The 18,572-nt window shown below is 42.6% G+C and carries 14 protein-coding genes; 6 read left to right on the top strand and 8 right to left on the bottom strand.

Annotated elements, in window-relative coordinates; genetic code table 11:
* Window positions 1-110: 110 nt before the first annotated feature.
* Window positions 111-1,157, top strand: coding sequence for a M20 family metallo-hydrolase (locus tag GJV22_RS03335; protein ID WP_163708669.1), 1,047 nt, complete (start codon window positions 111-113; stop codon window positions 1,155-1,157).
* Between the two features lie 167 nt (window positions 1,158-1,324).
* Here GJV22_RS03335 and GJV22_RS03330 read toward each other — a convergent pair whose 3' ends face one another.
* The 4 genes from GJV22_RS03330 to GJV22_RS03315 all read right to left on the bottom strand — a co-directional run bounded on the left by GJV22_RS03330 (window position 1,325) and on the right by GJV22_RS03315 (window position 5,955).
* Complete coding sequence (locus tag GJV22_RS03330) at window positions 1,325-2,557, bottom strand: ammonium transporter (RefSeq protein ID WP_163708666.1); 1,233 nt, start codon at window positions 2,555-2,557, stop codon at window positions 1,325-1,327.
* A gap of 12 nt (window positions 2,558-2,569) precedes the next feature.
* On the bottom strand, window positions 2,570-2,926 hold the full coding sequence (locus tag GJV22_RS03325) for a P-II family nitrogen regulator (RefSeq protein ID WP_163708662.1): 357 nt from the start codon (window positions 2,924-2,926) through the stop codon (window positions 2,570-2,572).
* 113 nt (window positions 2,927-3,039) lie between these two features.
* Window positions 3,040-3,687, bottom strand: a complete 648-nt coding sequence (locus GJV22_RS03320) for a TorF family putative porin (protein ID WP_163708660.1) — start codon at window positions 3,685-3,687, stop codon at window positions 3,040-3,042.
* A gap of 621 nt (window positions 3,688-4,308) precedes the next feature.
* Entirely contained in the window at window positions 4,309-5,955 is a 1,647-nt protein-coding gene (locus GJV22_RS03315; protein ID WP_163708656.1) for an ArnT family glycosyltransferase, read from the bottom strand.
* Between the two features lie 138 nt (window positions 5,956-6,093).
* Here GJV22_RS03315 and argH point away from each other — a divergent pair, with 138 nt between their 5' ends.
* From argH to GJV22_RS03300, 3 genes are all read left to right on the top strand, one after another.
* Window positions 6,094-7,425: an argininosuccinate lyase gene (gene argH / locus GJV22_RS03310; protein ID WP_238480269.1), complete on the top strand. Its 1,332-nt coding sequence runs from the start codon at window positions 6,094-6,096 to the stop codon at window positions 7,423-7,425.
* Between the two features lie 321 nt (window positions 7,426-7,746).
* Window positions 7,747-12,333, top strand: a complete 4,587-nt coding sequence (gene gltB, locus GJV22_RS03305) for a glutamate synthase large subunit (protein ID WP_163708651.1) — start codon at window positions 7,747-7,749, stop codon at window positions 12,331-12,333.
* A gap of 21 nt (window positions 12,334-12,354) precedes the next feature.
* Complete coding sequence (locus GJV22_RS03300; protein WP_163708648.1) at window positions 12,355-13,842, top strand: glutamate synthase subunit beta; 1,488 nt, start codon at window positions 12,355-12,357, stop codon at window positions 13,840-13,842.
* Between the two features lie 85 nt (window positions 13,843-13,927).
* On the opposite strand, the gene GJV22_RS03295 is transcribed toward GJV22_RS03300, so the two are convergent.
* From GJV22_RS03295 to GJV22_RS03280, 4 genes are all read right to left on the bottom strand, one after another.
* A complete protein-coding gene (locus tag GJV22_RS03295; RefSeq protein WP_163708645.1) occupies window positions 13,928-14,380 on the bottom strand; it encodes an META domain-containing protein in 453 nt (150 codons plus the stop codon).
* Between the two features lie 69 nt (window positions 14,381-14,449).
* Window positions 14,450-14,959: a hypothetical protein gene (locus tag GJV22_RS03290; RefSeq protein WP_205461731.1), complete on the bottom strand. Its 510-nt coding sequence runs from the start codon at window positions 14,957-14,959 to the stop codon at window positions 14,450-14,452.
* A gap of 23 nt (window positions 14,960-14,982) precedes the next feature.
* On the bottom strand, window positions 14,983-15,948 hold the full coding sequence (locus GJV22_RS03285) for a lysophospholipid acyltransferase family protein (RefSeq protein ID WP_163708639.1): 966 nt from the start codon (window positions 15,946-15,948) through the stop codon (window positions 14,983-14,985).
* A gap of 215 nt (window positions 15,949-16,163) precedes the next feature.
* Complete coding sequence (locus GJV22_RS03280) at window positions 16,164-17,030, bottom strand: N-acetylmuramoyl-L-alanine amidase-like domain-containing protein (RefSeq protein WP_163708636.1); 867 nt, start codon at window positions 17,028-17,030, stop codon at window positions 16,164-16,166.
* Between the two features lie 180 nt (window positions 17,031-17,210).
* On the opposite strand from GJV22_RS03280, the gene GJV22_RS03275 reads away from it, so the two are divergent.
* On the top strand, window positions 17,211-17,693 hold the full coding sequence (locus GJV22_RS03275) for an RNA polymerase sigma factor (protein WP_163708633.1): 483 nt from the start codon (window positions 17,211-17,213) through the stop codon (window positions 17,691-17,693).
* A gap of 2 nt (window positions 17,694-17,695) precedes the next feature.
* Window positions 17,696-18,568 carry a FecR family protein gene (locus tag GJV22_RS03270; protein WP_163708629.1) on the top strand — a complete coding sequence of 291 codons (873 nt, stop codon included), beginning with the start codon at window positions 17,696-17,698 and terminating at the stop codon, window positions 18,566-18,568.
* Window positions 18,569-18,572 lie beyond the last annotated feature (4 nt).

The following is an 18,572-nucleotide window of genomic DNA, read 5'->3' as shown; positions in this document are numbered from 1 at the left end:
TGAAACTTTTATTAAATGTGACGGTTATTTAATGGATTCAATAGACCTGATATTTGATCCAGGCCTTACTTTCGTAAACATTATTACATTTGTTACCTCAATTAAATCGAATGGAAGAATATATTCAACTGCTGCGGTCAATGATCCAAACGCCCTCGTTTAGCAGGGACGAAGGACCTGTGGCTACTCTTGTCCGAGATTTTCTTAAATCGAAAAATATACCTTTTCAAGTTAAAGGATTTAATAGCTGGGCCCGAAACGAGTTTTGGGAAGATGTAAAGCCGGTTATTTTACTGAACTCGCATATTGATACGGTTAAACCGGTGAAAAATTGGACGAAAGATCCCTTTTCGGCGGAACTTGACGGTGACACGTTAATTGGTTTGGGAAGTAATGATGCCGGTGCATCGTTAATAACCTTACTGGCTGTTTTTGTACATTTTTATCAAGAGAAAGATCTGCCGTTCAATTTGATGTTTGCTGCCTCGGCTGAAGAAGAGATTTCCGGATCGGGAGGTATGGAATGTTTAGTCGATGAGTTAGGTGAAATTAACCTGGCGATAGTTGGTGAGCCCACGCAAATGCAGATGGCCATTGCCGAAAAGGGATTGATGGTGCTCGATTGCACTGCCCACGGTCGTGCCGGACATGCTGCCCGGAATGAAGGAGAAAATGCGTTGTACAAAGCAGTCGACGATATTGCGATACTGCGTAATTATAGCTTTGAAAAAATTTCAGAAGTTCTCGGTGAAGTGAAGTTGTCCGTCACTCAAATAAGCGCCGGTTATCAGCACAATGTAGTGCCTGATAATTGCACTTTTGTTGTGGATGTTCGCACCAACGAATTTTATTCCAACCAGGAAGCTTGCGAGATTATTAGTGGATTGATTGAGTCAGATGTTGAAGCTCGTTCAACCCGTTTGAATTCGTCGGGTATTCCGGTGACTCACCCGATTGTTGAGCGGGGAATCAGCTTAGGATTGAGTTATTATGGCTCTCCTACAACTTCCGACCAGGCAGTAATGCCGTTTCCGTCCATCAAAATTGGTCCTGGAGACAGTGCCCGTTCGCATACCGCCGATGAATATATTTTGGTCTCTGAAATTGAGCACGGGTTTAAAACCTATTGTGCTTTGTTGCAGGGGTTGAAAATTTGAGAATATTCGAACTTACTAAGTAAAAAAAGGATGTCAACCCCCGCTGGTTGGCATCCTTTTTTGCTTTTAGTCCGGAATGAAGAGTTTTTATACTCATCAGATAATAGAAAGGGCCTGCCGATGGCAGGCCCTTGAGAAAGCTACAGACTTAAAGGCTGAAGAAATTATTAATTGTAGGCACTTTCTCCATGCTCGTAAACATCCAATCCTTCTTCTTCGATACGTCTTGAAACGCGCAGGATACCAGCTTTCTTCAAGATGAAGAACAGGATTAATCCAAGGCCGAACGCCCATGCGAAGTATGCAAGTACACCGATTGCTTGAATTCCCAGAGCGTGAGCTCCATGTCCGTAGAATAAACCTTCAGACGTTGAGAAAACACCAACCAAAAGTGTTCCAAGTGCACCGCAAACACCGTGTACTGAAACAGCACCAACAGGGTCATCGACTTTCAATATTTTATCGAAGAATTCAACTGCAAATGGCAATACAAATCCGGCAATAATACCGATGAATACCGCACCAATAGGGTTAACAGCGTCGCAACCAGCAGTAATAGCTACCAAACCAGCTAATGCACCGTTCAGTGTAAGTGACAAGGTAGGACGTTTGTAACGGAACCAGGCAACAATCATGGCAGTTACAGCACCGGCAGCAGCAGCTAAGTTAGTCGTCACGGCAATGTGACCGATAGCAACAGCATTGTCGGTTCCGGCAGCAGCCAATTGAGAACCAGGGTTAAATCCGAACCAACCGAACCACAGGATGAACACACCCAAAGCGCCTAAGGCCAGGTTGTGACCAGGAATTGCATTGGGAGTACCGTCTTTCTTGTATTTTCCAATACGAGGTCCAATGATTGCAGCACCGGCTAAACCGATCCATCCACCAACAGAGTGTACAATTGAAGAACCAGCAAAGTCGTGGAAGCCAAGTTCGCTCAACCAACCACCACCCCAAGTCCAGTGTCCTGAAATCGGGTAAACACAAACGGTGATAACAATAGAGAAAATAAGGTAGGAGATAAATTCTGTACGCTCAGCCATGGCTCCCGAAACGATCGTTGCAGCAGTCGCGGCAAATACGGTTTGGAAAAACAGGTCAGCATAGTCAGAATAGTTAGCTCCGAAGCCGTCACTCATGAAGAAAAGGTCAGGAGTTCCGACGAATCCGCCAATTGAATCACCATACATTAAGGTGAAACCAATTGCCCAGTATAGTAATGAACCAATAGAAAAGTCCATTAAGTTTTTCATCAAGATGTTTGCCGTGTTCTTGGAGCGGGTAAAACCAGCCTCCACCATCGCAAACCCCGGTTGCATGAACATTACCAAGAATGCCGCAATCAGCAACCACATATTGTCTATACCTATTTGTAGGCCTTGTAAAGTATCTTCCATGATCTAATATTTTTATTCTTCTTTACCTTTAATGAATAATGACTCGTCTCCGAATTCTCCGGTACGGATGCGATAAGATTCATCCATGCTTGAGATGAAAATTTTACCGTCACCGATTTCTCCGGTTCTACCGGCTTTCATAATTGCCAACACTGTTTTTTCAACATTTTTGTCGCGCACAACAAGAGAGAGCAGTGTTCTTTCAATAGAGCTGGTGTCATATTCAACACCGCGGTAAACACGTTCCTGACGTGTCTGGCCTACACCGCGAACATCCCAGTAAGAGAAAAATTCGATATTTACTTCGTGTAGCGCTTCAACTACCTCATCGAATTTGGTTTTTCTAATAATTGCCTCAATCTTTTTCATGTGATATTAATTTATATTTTAGGTGTCACATGGAACAACCACGATTGGAAATAGTTCCCCCAGATCGGTATATTTCCAATCTTGGTTGTTTCATTAAAATGTGTTTATTGTTCTTAGAAGGAAATTGTCCCTACAATGTAAAATTGCTCTGTGTCTGGATTCCAAATACAAGAACCAGCAACGGGAAGAGAGAAAGAATCGGTGATTTTAACTTCTTTAGAAGTAGAGATACCAATGTTACACAGTTTGAAGTCTCCGTCAGTAGAGTGCCATCCATCTCCGGCGCCTACAAATAAATCTACTTTACCAAGAGATAAACCTGCTTCAAAATACAGGTCATCACCAACAGAACCTTCACCTGCGAAAATGTAGTTTCCCGAAAGGCTGAAAGCACCAACTTCATAACCACCATTCAGTTCGAATGAGTGTGAAGTTTTGTCTCCATACTGTGTTCCTGGGTAATAATAGTCTGTAACACCTAAGCTTAAACCGAAGTCAAATCCTAAAGATGCATAAGTGTCCATTTCCTGGAATCCGTCGAATCCTTGAGATCCCCATGCACCAACTGTGAAAATACCTGATGAGTATTCAACGTAAGGTTGAATTGATGGTCCGCTGTATGCAACACCACGCCACACATACGTACTGGTCAAATCTAATCCCATGTCCCAAGATGATGACTCTTCATCTTGTGCCTGAACGTTTAAAGCAAAAATAGTCGCAAGTCCAAAAACTAGTAATAATCTAAAAGTCTTTTTCATGATGTAAAAAATTTAAGGGTTTAACTGAACTTTTTTAAGTAAAAATTTTGTTTGGTTTTGCTTTAACGTGTGATCTTTTAAAATGCTCGTTTTTTTTGAAAGGGTCCCCTGTTTTTTTGTCTCAGGTTCAAAAGTAGAGATATTTTCATATGAAGGGTCGAAATGATAGGGGGTGTTTTCCAAATTAATACAAAATTAACATTCATGCCCTTTGAAAAAGAAGGTAAAATCGTGCTAAAAATGTCAAATTAGTAGAATATGCCCTATATTTAGGGGGTATTGTGATAAAATGTAATGTTTTTTGAGAAATGGCTCCTTTGTTTTTTTTCAATTTGTCGGTTTGTTGGTAAATTAGACTTTTTTAAGAAAAATTATTTGGATTGTAGCTAGTCGTTCGTTTTAAGGGCGTAATACTGATAAAACGTTCGATTAATTAGCAGTTTTGGTGATCTTGAGTATTTAGACAAAGCCAGTTGCTTTCGTTAGGAGAACCAAGTATGTTTTCTTGTTTATTTGCTACAGTCAGCTGTTTTGTATTCTTTGAATCGATTTAAACTTCTGGTCTATTCCTAAAAGTGTACATAAAAAAAATACAATTTCATTCAGGGCATGTCAGCTTTTCTACTTGCGGTATGCTTTTATGAGATACATCGTATTTAGAGACAGTTCTCGTGTGTCGGGTAATATAAATTGTAACCCTGCGCTGTTCATACCCCTGTTTTTTAGGGGGTGGTTTTCAATAATTGAAATTTGGGCATTGTTTTGTATGCTGTCCAGCCCTACCTGATTAGTAAATATCCAGAAGTTGTGAGCAGGCGGGTTTTCTTTTAAACGTTCCATGCTGTAGAGTTGGATTGTTTCCGTCTTCGGATAAAAGAAAAGTTCATATTGTCGGTAAAGGTAATTATATAGTTTTTCGCCCTCTTCTGCATTTACGTCATAAAGTATGGCGGCACGGGTAGATGCTTGGTAGCTGAACGCCTTTGGTAGCACATTTGCGTTGATGTATATATTCAAGGATGAAATTAGGAGTACACCCGGTAGTATTAATTTGTATTTGTAGCTGAAGTTACTTTTCAGAGTGAGGATATACCCTGCGAGTGCTACAATGAGTGGCACAACCAAGATGAGTTTTTTCGGGGGAAACAAGTAAGTTGCCGTTATTAAGGAGAAAATTAGTAGTAGTGTGTAGAGTGTATTTTGTGTGTAGAGAACTATTTTGAGCGCTTTGCCATTTTTGTTTTCAATAAGGATATTGACCCATTTGGAGCAAATGACGGCAAACATGGGGATGAGCATGAATATGTAGTGCGGTGCTTTTCCTTTGGAGATTGATGCTATAATAAAGAAGATCCAGATTCCACCAAAGGTTAAGTATTCACTTTTGTTAGTTCCCTCTTGTTTAATTTGGCGGAATTCCCTGAAGATAGCGAAGATCAATAGGGTGCTCCAAGGGATAAATAAGTATAATAAACTGTGTAGGTAGAAAAATGGATCGGTATTGTTGCCTGCATATTCGCCGGTAATTCGGCCTAAATTATTCGTGATGAAAAAGAATTTCAATCCTTTCAATCCAAATTGATTTACTAGACCCAGGAAGGCTGGTGTGGCTATCAAAAATGCTATTGCTATTCCGAGGAGCCATTTCTGATGAAAAAGTTGCTTGAAATCTTTTTTCAGAATTAGATGTGTGCCCAATGCAAAGGCTGGAATAGCCGCTCCAATGGGACCTTTGCTCGTCATTGCCAGGCCGATAGCAACGAAGGCCCATATGAAGTTTAAAGCTTTCCTTGTTTTTAAATAGTTGGCCAATTGCCAAATGGCAAGGGTTACGTTTGCCTGTAAGATCAGGTCAGTATGTACATCCATTGTAAAGAGGAAGTAGATTTCTGAAGTGCCCAGGAATACGACAGCAAGTTTCCCCGTATGTTTATTATAGAGGGTTTCTCCCAATTTGGCCGTAAAATAGATGCCGGCTATACTATATATGACAGGGAACAGTTTATAGGTCCAGTTCTGTAATCCACCCAGCTTGAAGCCCAGTGCCGCCAGCCAGAAAAGCAATGGTGGTTTTTGATCGTATGCTTCACCGTGAATTTTAAGATTAATCAGGTCTCCGCTTTCAAAAACATGCCGGGCAATAGCGCCATATTTCCCGGCGTCTCCGGTCAGGTCAATGAATAGTCCAAAATAGTAAGCAAGTACTGTAAGCAGCACGGCAAATCCCGTCAATAGCAGTTGTCTCGAATTGTGTGTTCCTAACTTCATTTTGAACATTAAATTTGAAAATTTGCGTAAAGTTGTGCTTTTTTCTCACTGGAAGTATGGCCTTGGTTGGTTTTGTAAAGGAAAATAAACCGTTTTGTAACAATATAAATAAGTATATTTGGGCAAAATTTTTTGAAAATGAAACTTTGGGATAAAGGCTATTCTGTCAATAAACTGATTGAAGATTTTACTGTAGGAAAAGATCGTGAGCTTGATTTATACCTGGCACCTTTTGATGTGTTAGGCTCAATGGCTCATGGAATCATGTTGTCCGAAATTAATCTGCTACCGAAAGATGAGTTGAAGCTTCTTTTGGCAGAGCTTAAGTCAATTTATGAACTAACTCAAAAAAGTGAATTCCGGATTGAGGATGGTGTTGAAGATGTGCACTCCCAGGTCGAAACCATGTTGACACGAAAATTGGGCGACATTGGTAAGAAAATCCACAGCGGCCGCTCCCGCAATGATCAGGTTCTCCTGGACCTGAAATTATTTACCCGTCACGAAATTCGCGAAATTGTTGGTTTGGGTGAGAGGTTGTTTCAAACACTGCTTTCTCAGGCCGAAAAATATAAGGATGTATTAATGCCTGGCTACACCCATTTGCAGGTCGCTATGCCTTCGTCCTTTGGTTTGTGGTTTAGTGCTTATGCCGAGAGTTTGGCCGATGACTTCTTGTTGCTGCAGGCAGCATACCGTATTGCCAATCAGAATCCACTTGGCTCTGCTGCCGGTTATGGCTCGTCGTTCCCTTTAGATCGTCAAATGACAACGGATTTGCTGGGATTTGATCAAATGAATTACAATGTAGTTTATGCGCAGATGGGGCGTGGTAAAATGGAGAAAATCGTTGCTTTCGCACTTTCTTCGATTGCAGCTACTTTGTCGAAATTGGCCTACGATGTTTGTCTGTTTATGAGCCAAAACTTTGGGTTTGTAAAATTACCGGATGAACTGACGACTGGTTCCAGCATTATGCCGCACAAAAAAAATCCCGATGTTTTTGAGTTGTTGCGTTCACATTGCAACAAAATTCAGGCGATGCCTACAGAGATTACCTTGATGGTAAATAACCTGCCAAGTGGCTATTTCAGAGACTTGCAAATCGTGAAAGAGGTGTTTTTGCCTTCGTTTCAGGATCTTCGGAATTGTATGGAGATTGCCAATTTTGCTCTTTCGGAAATAACCGTAAAAGTGGATATTTTGAACGATGAGCGCTATAAATACGTTTATAGTGTAGAGGACGTTAATCGTATGGTGATCGAAGGCATTCCATTTCGCGATGCATACAAGAAAGTTGGCATGGAAATTCAGGCTGGCAATTACGAGCCGAGTAAGGAAATTAAGCATACACATGCTGGAAGTTTAGGTAATTTATGTCTGCCTGAAATTGATGCTAAAATGAAAGCTGTACTGGCTCAATTTAACTTTAAAAAGGTTGATGAATCAGTTGCTAAGTTGTTGAAATAGTGTAATTCTGTTAATTAATCGTTATCTTTCATTTTCGGGTGTTTTTTTAAGCCGGATAATATCGAAACTCTAAGTTGTTCGATTTCACCTTTTTATGAATTTGATTTGTAAAAGTAAAGGGGACAGTGCATGTTTTTGAGCATGCTTTTTGGAAACGGTTGGTTGGATTATATTCATTTTATGGCTATTTTCGCTTTCACTTCGTAAGATTTTCGCGGGTTTTGCTTATAGTTTTAAATCACTGCTTAAGGTTCAGTGATTTTGTTGTGTCTTGGAGGCTTAGTTCAAGACTTAGATGATTAAAATAAAAATGTATAAAAGATGCAGTTAGAAACTCCCAAACAACAGGGTCTTTATCGCTCTGAATTTGAACACGGTAGCTGTGGGATTGGATTCGTAGCTAACCTGAAAGGTCGGAAACAACATCGTGTTATTTCTGATGCTTTAGCTATGTTGGCCAGGATGGAACATAGGGGCGGTACAGGATATGATATTAAGAGTGGGGACGGAGCTGGGATTTTACTTCAGATTCCTCATGAACTATTCATGGAAGAATGCCCAAAGGATGGAATTAAACTTCCTACTTTCGGTGAGTATGGCGTGGCCATGATATTCTTTCCTATGGATGACCGAAAACGCTCGGAGTGTAAAGATATAATTACCAGAAACCTCAATAAGTTTGGTTTGCCCCTATTGGGATATCGTAAAGTTCCGGTTGATAACTCGGATCTTGGACGCGATTCCCGTGCGACTGAACCGTACGTTCAACAATTGTTCATCGGTAAACCCGATGATATGACCGGCGATGAATTTGATCGTAAACTTTTTGTATTTAGAAAATATACAGAACGTCTCGCTCGCGAGTCGGTTGCCGGTCTCGGATACGACGGGTTGAATATCATTTCTTGTTCCTACAAGACAATTATATATAAAGGACAGCTGACAACAGAGCAGGTTTCTCTTTATTTCAAAGACTTAACCAATCCGTTAGCTGTTAGTGCCATTTCGTTGGTGCACTCGCGCTTTTCGACAAATACCTTCCCCAGTTGGAAGCTGGCACAGCCTTTCCGTTACATTGCTCACAATGGTGAGATCAACACCAATAAGGGAAATGTAAACTGGATGCGTGCCCGTGAAGCCCTGCTTGAATCAACACTCTTCACTCGTGAAGAGCTGGAGATGATTTTCCCGATTTGTGATCTGAAAGCATCAGATAGTGCCAACTTAGATATGGCTATCGAAATGATGGTTTTGAGTGGACGCTCATTGCCGCATGTTATGATGATGTTGATTCCGGAAGCATGGCAAAACGATCCTCAAATGGCGCAGGCGAAGAAAGAATTCTATGAGTTCCATTCAGCAATGATGGAGCCGTGGGATGGACCTGCTTCTGTTTGTTTCACCGATGGCGTTTTAGTTGGAGCAACACTTGACCGTAATGGTCTGCGTCCGTCTCGCTATTGCGTAACTGATGATGATATGCTGATTATGGCATCGGAGTCTGGTGCTTTGGATGTTGATCATACAAAGGTGAAAATCCGTGGTCGTTTGCAACCGGGTAAAATGTTCGTTGCCGATCTGGAACAAGGACGCATTATTTCTGATGAAGAAGTAAAAGCTGAAATTATTTCGGGACAACCTTACGGCGAATGGGTCAAAGAAAATATGACTTATTTGGACGATCTGCCATCAATTCCTGATTTGGAGTTGAAGGAACCGGATCAGAAAACGCTGTTCAGACGTCAAAAGGCATTTGGTTTCACTCACGAAGAAATGGAAATGCTTCTACAGCCAATGGCTGAAACCGGAAAAGAAGCTATTGGATCAATGGGGGCTGATAACCCATTGGCCGTTTTGTCCGATCGTCCGGTGTTGTTGTCACACTATTTCAAACAATTATTCGCCCAGGTAACCAACCCTCCAATCGACCCAATCCGGGAGCGTATTGTGATGGACTTGCGTACTTATGTGGGTGGATTCAAAAATATCTTAACAGAATCTCCGGAACATTGCCGTCGTATTGCGATTGAGCAGCCGGTACTGACCAATGAGCAGTTGGTGAAATTGTCGTATGTTGACCATGCGCATTTCCAAACAAAGAAAATCAGTATCGTGTTTCATGCCGATGGTAAACCGGGAACGTTGGAGAAAAAATTAGAGCGTTTATGTACTTATGTTGAGGACGCAATTGATGAAGGATACTCAATTATCCTGTTGTCTGACTTCTCTGTAAGTACTGATCATGCTCCGATTCCATCTGTTTTGGTTGCTTCAGCTGTACACCACCACCTTATCCGCATTGGAAAGCGAGGTAAGGCCGACATTATTATGGAGGTTGGTGATGTTCGTGAAGTTCACCATTTAGCTGTTTTGCTGGGGTATGGTGTTTCAGCTGTAAATCCATATATGGCTTTGGATACCGTTAAGCAATTAGCTAATGATGGTAAACTCGGAAATCTTACTCCCGAGAAAGCAGTTAAGAACTATATTAAGGCAGTAGATGGCGGTTTATTGAAAATCTTCTCTAAAATGGGTATTTCAACTTTAGCCTCCTACCAGGGAGCTCAGATTTTTGAAATTCTGGGTATCAATTCCGAGGTTGTTGATAAATACTTCACCGGAACAGTTAGCCGTATTGAAGGTCTGTCGCTTGATGATATTGCCAAAGAAGCATTGGCACGTCACCGCCAGGGATTCCCAACCCGTTTGGGAGGTTCAAAAGTGCTGGAGCCGGGAGGAGAATATCATTGGCGTGTTGGCGGAGAACGTCACTTGCTTTCACCTAAAGCCGTTAACTTACTGCAGCAGGCAACACGAAAAAACGATTTCAATACATTTAAACAATATTGCCAGGTTGTTGATGATCAAACCAAAGCAGCTTTCACCTTACGTGGTTTGATGGATTTCAACTCAGACCGTGATCCGATTTCATTGGATGAAGTTGAGCCGGCTGAAAACATCCTGAAACGATTCGCTACCGGTGCGATGTCCTTCGGATCTATTTCGTGGGAAGCACATACAACCTTAGCAATCGCGATGAACCGTATTGGTTCAAAATCAAATTCAGGTGAAGGTGGTGAAGACCCGATTCGTTACACCAAATTGCCAAATGGCGACGACATGTGTTCAGCAACAAAACAAATTGCTTCCGGTCGTTTTGGTGTGAATAGCTATTACCTGAGCATGGCCAAAGAGCTTCAAATTAAAATGGCTCAGGGGGCAAAACCGGGTGAAGGTGGTCAGCTGCCCGGACACAAAGTAAACGGATGGATTGGCCGCGTACGTGGTTCAACTCCTGGTGTTGGTTTGATCTCGCCTCCTCCTCACCACGATATTTATTCAATTGAGGATTTGGCACAGTTGATCTTCGACCTGAAAAACAGTAACCGCGACGCACGTGTCAACGTGAAACTGGTTTCTGAAACAGGAGTAGGTACTGTTGCTGCCGGTGTATGTAAAGCCAAAGCTGATGCTGTATTGATCTCTGGATTTGACGGAGGAACAGGTGCATCGCCATTGAGCTCGATCAAACATGCCGGATTGCCATGGGAACTTGGTTTGTCTGAAACGCACCAAACATTGGTCCGCAACCGCTTGCGTAACCGGATTACTGTTCAGTCTGACGGTCAGATGAAAACTTCACGCGACCTCGCCATTGCAACACTGTTAGGTGCCGAAGAATGGGGAGTTGCAACAGCTGCTCTGGTTGTTGAAGGTTGTATAATGATGCGTAAATGCCACAGCAATACCTGTCCGGTAGGGGTGGCAACGCAAAACGAAGATCTACGCGCTAAATTCCCTGGAAATCCTGATTGGGTTGTGAATTTCTTCACATTCCTGGTGAACGGTTTGCGTGAGATTATGGCAGAATTGGGCTTCCGTACCATCAACGAAATGATTGGTCAGTCTCAATGCCTGAAATTTAAAGATGATGTAGATCACTGGAAATACAAAAATCTGGACCTGAGCCCGATCTTGTACAAAGAGAAAAACGGCGAAGACCAAGGTTTATATAAAACGAAAGATCAAAATCACCTGATGGATGAAATCTTAGACTGGGAGTTTGTTAAAGCTGCTCAAAATGCCATCAAAACAGGTGAAAAAGTTTACGGTGAGTTCCCGATTGTGAATACGAACCGTAGCGTTGGTACTGTTCTTTCTCACGAGGTAACCAAAGTACATAAAGGAGAAGGTTTGCCGGATGGAACGATTCATTTCAAGATGACTGGTTCTGCGGGACAATCATTCGGAGCCTTTATGTGTAAAGGTATCGAACTGGAAGTTGAAGGGGATGCGAACGACTATTTCGGAAAAGGTTTATCCGGAGGTCATTTAGCGATCTACCCAAATAAAAATGCACCGTTTGTTCCGGAGAAGAATATTATTGTAGGTAACGTTTGTTTCTACGGAGCAACAGGTGGCGAGGCTTACATGCGTGGTATTGCCGGTGAACGTTTCTGTGTACGTAACTCTGGTGCAAATGTGGTTGTCGAAGGAATCGGAGACCATGGTTGCGAATACATGACTGGCGGTAAAGCGGTGATTCTGGGTAAAACCGGACGCAACTTCGGAGCTGGTATGTCAGGAGGTGTCGCATATGTTCTTGATGCTGACGGATCATTCCCAAGTCAATGTAATATGGAAATGATTGGTTTGGAAAAAGTTGAAATTGCTGCTGAACAAGCTGAGTTGAAAGCTATGATTGAAAAGCACCTTGAAAAAACAGGTTCTGCTGTAGCCGAATACATCTTGTCAGATTGGGAATATAGCTTGTCTAAATTTGTCAAGGTTCTTCCAATTGACTACAAACGCATGCTTGGATTCATCGAAAAAGCACGCAGCACCGGTAAATATGAAAAAGAAGACGATATCATCGATGCAGCATTCGATATGTCTTTGGAAAAGTAATTCAATTTTTGGAGAGAAAAAATGGGAAAGCCTACAGGATTTTTAGAATATAAAAGAGTTGCCAATCCAACTCGTCCGATTGCAGAGCGTCTAAGAGATTGGAACGAAGTATACGTTCTGCGCGATAAAGAAACTTGTGAAACACAAGGCGCTCGTTGTATGGATTGCGGTATTCCGTTTTGTCATCGTGGCGAAATGATGCACAATGGAGCTTCCGGTTGTCCGGTTTACAACCTCATTCCGGAATGGAATGACCTGATTTATCATGGTCGCTGGCACGAAGCTTTGGATCGCTTGCACCACACCAATAACTTCCCGGAGTTTACAGGACGTGTTTGTCCGGCTCCTTGCGAGGCCGGGTGTGTGTTAGGATTGAATGAGCCTGCCGTTACGATTCATGATAATGAAAGAACAATCATCGATTTTGGTTTCAAAAACGGTTGGGTTGTTCCGGAACCACCTGAATATCGTACCGGTAAAACGGTCGCTGTTGTTGGTTCAGGACCTGCCGGTCTTGCAGCTGCAGCACAGTTGAATAAAGCCGGACACCTGGTGACTGTTTTCGAGCGCGATGATCGTATTGGTGGTTTGTTAATGTATGGAATTCCGAACATGAAACTGGACAAAGAAGTTGTTCAGCGTCGGGTGGATATTCTTGCAGCCGAAGGAATCATATTCAAACCTGGTGTTGAAGTTGGTAAAGATATCAGCGCGAAAAAACTTTACAGAGAGTTCGATGCGGTTGTTTTAGCCAATGGCGCGACCAATCCTCGTGATCTGAAAGTTCCGGGACGAGAGCTGAAAGGCGTTAACTTTGCGATGGATTTCTTACGTGCCAACACCAAAAGTTTACTCGATAGTGAATTGAAGGATGGTCAATATATTTCTGCTGAAGGTAAAAATGTAATTGTAATCGGTGGTGGTGATACCGGTACCGACTGTGTGGCAACTTCGCTGCGTCACGGATGTAAAAACGTGAAACAATTCGAGATTTTACCGAAACCGGCTGCTGAACGTAACCGTGCAGTAAATCCATGGCCTGAATGGCCGGTGTCCATCAAAGTGGATTACGGTCAGCACGAAGCCATTTTCAAACAAGGTGAAGATCCTCGTGAGTACCTGGTGATGACTAAAAAGTTTGAAGGTGATGATAAAGGTAACCTGGTTGCTATCCACACGGTGAACATTGAATGGGCTCGGACCGAAGAAGGCGGCATGTATCCGAAAGAAATTCCGGGAACAGAACGTCGTTTGGAAGCTGATTTGGTTTTACTGGCTATGGGTTTCCTTGGGCCGGAAGATAAGATCGCTGAAGAACTCGAGTTCGAGCGTGATGGCCGTTCAAACTACAAAGCCGAATATGGTGAGTTTAAAACCAGCCTGAAGAAAGTATTTGCTGCAGGTGACTCTCGTCGTGGTCAGTCTTTGGTTGTTTGGGCAATCAATGAAGGAAGAGCGGCAGCTCGCGAAGTAGACCGCTACCTGATGGGCGATACAGTTCTTCCGTAAATAGCTTATTTAGTTTTTTAGCATAACAGAATTTAAAAGAAAATCCCGGTTTATAGCCGGGATTTCTTTTTTCACTTGCATTTGATTATTCTGTTTCTTTCTCTCCTTGATTGAATTCCAGCTTGTTTTTGGCATTCGATAAAATCAGTTGATGATCATTCAATTCGACTATCCATTCGCTTTGGCTCAGCATACCGATCAACCGGTCTTCTAACTCCATATTATCGATGCAATACTTTCTTGTTGCCAGAACATGACCAATTTTTAACTGTGATTCCTTGATCTCAATCTGTCCGTTAAATGAGTTGCAGCCTGCATTCCCGAAAAAGCGACTTTCCGGTAGGCGGAATTCAAGAAAAATTTCCTTCGCGCTATTTTCTATTGGTTCGTCGTTGATGGTATTCAGTAGCCAACGATTATTGAGTGTGGTTTCAACACTTTCCGGTTGGGGTTTTTCCTGTGATGCTCTAGTTTGTGCTGTTTTGCATGCTCCAAGCAGGAGCATCAAAGCGAATAGTAGTGTAAATGATCTTTTCATGTGAAAATTATTTACGCCAACGAATTCAAAAACAATACCATTTTTGAAAATGAAATTTTTGAATGGCTGCTACTTTGCTTTTTTAGTCGTTTTTTTCAGGTTGCGCTGAAAATCCCGGATAGACTGGCGGCAGTCGTTTAGATGCTCAATCGTGTCGAATAGCTTTTGGTTGATCGCCGTTAAGTCCGTTTCATCCAGTACCGAGCTCAAATATTTCCGTGATTCAGCAATCGACTTGGAAGCGGCTTGCAGGTTTGGTTTCTGTTGCTGAAGAGTTGACGAAAGGCTCGTATCACCTTTGTCTTTGGCTGCAAAGGCGGCATCGGTAGCGCTGTAAATCGCTAATTGGAGTTTCAGATCAACGCTGTCCATCGTTGTCAGAGCTTCAAAACAATAACTCCGGACATCATCCAGTGTTGATGCACTGTTGTTGAATTCCAGCGTCGTGGCTGTTTCATTCGCGTAGAACCAGGCATCATCAACATTGGCCAGGCATTGTTTCAGGTGATCCGGAGATTCTGACTGGGCCTTAAGTTGACTGCTCATTACTAGCATCACAAAGACCGCTACTATTTTCATACACTGACTGCTAATTCTCATTTTTAGATGGATTCAATTTTCTCCAATCGTTCCAGCATCTCGTCAATCTGCTTCTCAAATCGGTTTTCTTTGTTTCTCGGTAAGAGCTCCTGTTTTTCCTGGCGTTTGTGCTTCCATCGTCTGTGCGACCACAACCAGTATTCCGGTTTGTTCCGAATCAGTTTTTCAACAATATCGACATAATCCAACAGAACTGCATGCTCTCCGTCCTGCGCAGGATGTGGTGTCATTTCGAAGAAGTCGGCAACGTATTGGCCGCGCTTTACTTTATGAATGTAGTGGAAAAAAACAGGTGTGTTTGTTTTTAATGCAATTTTTTGAGGACCACTGAAGAATGGGGTTTCCTGGGTTAAAAAGGTGGTCCAGTATTGCGATGCTGCCGGAGGTGTTTGATCGGCAGCCAGCCACATAATTCCGTAGTTTGGCCCTTTATTCAAACTGAAGGAGGCCCTTGGAGCATTCTGCATGGGAACTTTCAGTGCCCCAAATTTGGTGCGCATTTGGGTGACATAGTTCTCCATGGATGGATTGTTTTTCATCGGGCTGAATACCATCAAGAATTCATGCTTGAGGAATTGCATCATAGTCGCGTTCCATTCCCAGTTGTTGTAATGAAAGCAGATCAACAGCACTCCTTTTCCCTGGTCGAAAACGTCATTTAACCGCTCAAGGTGATCATAGCGAATGTGTTTGTCCATTTCTTCGGCCGTAAGGCGGTTAAACTTTGCTGTTTCCATAAACAGGTCGCAAAAATGATGGTAGTATTTTCGGGCAATTTCGTCAATCTCTTTTTCTGTCTTTTCCGGGAATGAATTCCGAAGGTTTTGGTACACCACCTTTTTGCGATAGCCAACGACGTAAAAGATTAGTACAAAAAAGAAGTCGGACAAGGCGTACAAAACCGGAAAAGGTAGATAAGCAATTCCTTTTAAGAGAGCTACCGTAAGTTTCTGAGAGAATGTTTTCATCTGTTTATATTTTCCTTCCCCGTATCTGTCTGTTGCATTCGGTCATTTCATTGAATTCATGCAGAGCAAAGGGGAATTTGCATGATGAATTTAGCCAGTAAAATGCGGTCTCGTTATTCATGCATGCTCGTTGCTAAACTGTTTTCAACCTGCAAATGTAAAATTTTTTAAGGAACCCCGGGATTTAAAAATCTCAGCGGGCAAAGTGCGTTGACTTATTGAGGTCGCGCAATCATAATTCCGGTGAACGACTTTTTTGCAGCCAGGTAGTCGGCCAACGGTTGGTCTGAGATGACGACTTTTTCTAGCGCCGAAGATGCATGTAGCAGATGAACCCGTCCATCAACCCAAATAACCAAACCAACATGGGCAATATCCAAGCCGGCAATACTGGTTGTTATCCCAACAAAATCGCCATCCTGCAACTGCTTTTCGTTTACCTTTAAGTTTTCTTTGGGTAGAAAATAGAACTCACGGCTGCTGATCGTTTTTTCTTGTTTTGCAATTTGAGCTACCAGTTCCGGATTGCTCTTCAGAACCGGATAGCTGGCAGGGTGTGTCGACATGAAATTGATGTTCTTATTAAAAGAACTCTGAAAGCTTTTGTCGAGTGGCGATACCAATCCTTTTTCGCTATTGTTGTACAGCCAATCGCTAAAGTAATGCAGACGAGAAAGGTAGCCGTTACGAATGCCGTTTCGGTAGCGAACTTGCTCCAGTTGCCCGGCATACGATCCAAAATCGGTTTTTCCGGCTTTAATGGTCAGTGCCAATGCCAGGCAGGTTTCATCAAAGGTTGTACAATCCAGTTCCCGCAAATTCACAACCAGTTTTTCGTCTTTCCCTGTTTCTAACGTATGCGAAACATAGGGTGAACCCAGGAAACTTTTCCCGATTTTGAAAACCAGCTCGCCGGTTGGCAAATGATTGTCGGTGGCAAATTCAACCATTTTTTCTTGTAGTAGAATACTGTCGGCTTTGCAGGCAACTAAATCAATGGGAAGTTCCTTTTTGGTAGTGTTTTGACTGTTGCATGCCTGTGTGAAAGCAAACACCAGTATGATCAATGGGAATATTTTCATGTTGCCGTTTTCTGTTTTGTTTGGACATGAAAATTACAAAAATATTTAGCAGTTAGGTGGGGTAAGTTCGTTTTGAAGCGGTAGACACATGAAAAGACCCGGAAATTCCTTAAATTCTCAATCGGAAAATGATTGAAGGAATTTTGAGGAAGTGATTGTTGCACAAAACGTTTTGAAAAATTGACAGCTCAGGAATTTAAACAATTGTTTGATCGGAGTTTCGACGACATTCGCCGATACCTCTACTACAGATCGGGTGACCGAGAGTTGGCAACTGACCTCGCGCAGGAAGCTTTTCTGAAGCTTTGGGAAAAACAAATTCCCTACCAGCCGAAAGATAATGTGGGCTTACTGTATAAAATGTCTTCCGATTTGTTTGTCAGCAGGTACCGGCGCCAAAAAATTGAATGGGAGTATTTTAAACAGTTGAAGTTTGATGTTGAAGATGAATCGCCTGAGCAAAAGTTGGAATTTAATGAGCTGAAAGAACGTTACGAAGTTGCGCTTGGAAGCTTGTCTGAAAAACAACGAATTGTGTTTTTGATGAGCCGTCTGGATGGTTTAAAATACCATGAGATCGCCGAGCGGTTAAATCTAAGCGTGAAAGCGGTAGAAAAAAGGATGAGTGCTGCTTTAAGCCAGCTAAAATCGAAATTAAGTTGACCATGAAAACAGAATCAGGACATACGAATTTGCCGGACCGGGAGTGGGAGAAGATTGAAGATCTGAACGCCGGACTGACCGTTAAGTGGGATGAACCCAAAGAAGAAATATGGGGAAAACTGGTGGCTAAACTGGCAGCGCCGCAAACGGAGGTGCGCGTCATCTCCCTGAGTCGCTCAGTGGTTCAATGGGCCGCAGCAGCTGTCATCCTGGTTCTTTTAGGGATAACAGGTTTTCTACGGTTCTACACACAGTCTTATACGATTCCCGCCGGAGAACATTTTTTGGCCGAGCTGCCCGATTACTCCCAAGTGCAGCTCAATGCCGGTTCCTCCCTTTCCTATCATCCGTATTGGTGGTCTGTGGAGCGTAAAGTAAGTTTCGAAGGTGAGGCCTATTTTGAGGTGCGGAAGGGAAGTCGTTTTCAGGTTGAATCCGGAAATGGATTGACAACAGTGTTGGGCACCAGTTTCAATATTTACGCCCGGGAGAATAACTACCGCGTGACTTGCCTGACCGGGAAAGTGAAGGTGAGTAATCCGGCTCAGACCGATCAGGTTATTTTGCTCCCGAATGAAAAAGCGGAGTGGGTAGACAATGCGTTCCAGAAAAGGCAAGTTGAAAGCAAGCAGGCAATTGCCTGGATTAAGAATGAATTTATTTTCACCGGACGCCCCATCCGTGAAGTATTCGCCGAAATTGAACGTCAATATAATATTCGGTTGCTGGTGGCTGAAGATATTAATTTCTCTTACAGTGGAAATTTCAACAAAGAGGCGGACTTTCACCAGGTACTACACTATGTTTGTCGGCCTTTAAATCTTAACTTTATAGAAGAAAAGCCGGGGATGTTCCGGATTGAAAAAAGCAACTAACCCG

Source organism: Mangrovibacterium lignilyticum (assembly GCF_010882175.1).
Classification (GTDB): Bacteria; Bacteroidota; Bacteroidia; order Bacteroidales; family Prolixibacteraceae; genus Mangrovibacterium; species Mangrovibacterium lignilyticum.
This window is presented reverse-complemented; position numbering and strand designations above follow the sequence as displayed.

Bases quoted from the DNA above. Each gene is read 5' to 3' on its own strand.
- GJV22_RS03335 (WP_163708669.1), top strand. From the start codon at position 111: ATGGAAGAATATATTCAACTGCTGCGGTCAATGATCCAAACGCCCTCG.
- GJV22_RS03330 (WP_163708666.1), bottom strand. From the start codon at position 2,557: ATGGAAGATACTTTACAAGGCCTACAAATAGGTATAGACAATATGTGG.
- GJV22_RS03325 (WP_163708662.1), bottom strand. From the start codon at position 2,926: ATGAAAAAGATTGAGGCAATTATTAGAAAAACCAAATTCGATGAGGTA.
- GJV22_RS03320 (WP_163708660.1), bottom strand. From the start codon at position 3,687: ATGAAAAAGACTTTTAGATTATTACTAGTTTTTGGACTTGCGACTATT.
- GJV22_RS03315 (WP_163708656.1), bottom strand. From the start codon at position 5,955: ATGAAGTTAGGAACACACAATTCGAGACAACTGCTATTGACGGGATTT.
- argH (WP_238480269.1), top strand. From the start codon at position 6,094: ATGAAACTTTGGGATAAAGGCTATTCTGTCAATAAACTGATTGAAGAT.
- gltB (WP_163708651.1), top strand. From the start codon at position 7,747: ATGCAGTTAGAAACTCCCAAACAACAGGGTCTTTATCGCTCTGAATTT.
- GJV22_RS03300 (WP_163708648.1), top strand. From the start codon at position 12,355: ATGGGAAAGCCTACAGGATTTTTAGAATATAAAAGAGTTGCCAATCCA.
- GJV22_RS03295 (WP_163708645.1), bottom strand. From the start codon at position 14,380: ATGAAAAGATCATTTACACTACTATTCGCTTTGATGCTCCTGCTTGGA.
- GJV22_RS03290 (WP_205461731.1), bottom strand. From the start codon at position 14,959: ATGAAAATAGTAGCGGTCTTTGTGATGCTAGTAATGAGCAGTCAACTT.
- GJV22_RS03285 (WP_163708639.1), bottom strand. From the start codon at position 15,948: ATGAAAACATTCTCTCAGAAACTTACGGTAGCTCTCTTAAAAGGAATT.
- GJV22_RS03280 (WP_163708636.1), bottom strand. From the start codon at position 17,030: ATGAAAATATTCCCATTGATCATACTGGTGTTTGCTTTCACACAGGCA.
- GJV22_RS03270 (WP_163708629.1), top strand. From the start codon at position 17,696: ATGAAAACAGAATCAGGACATACGAATTTGCCGGACCGGGAGTGGGAG.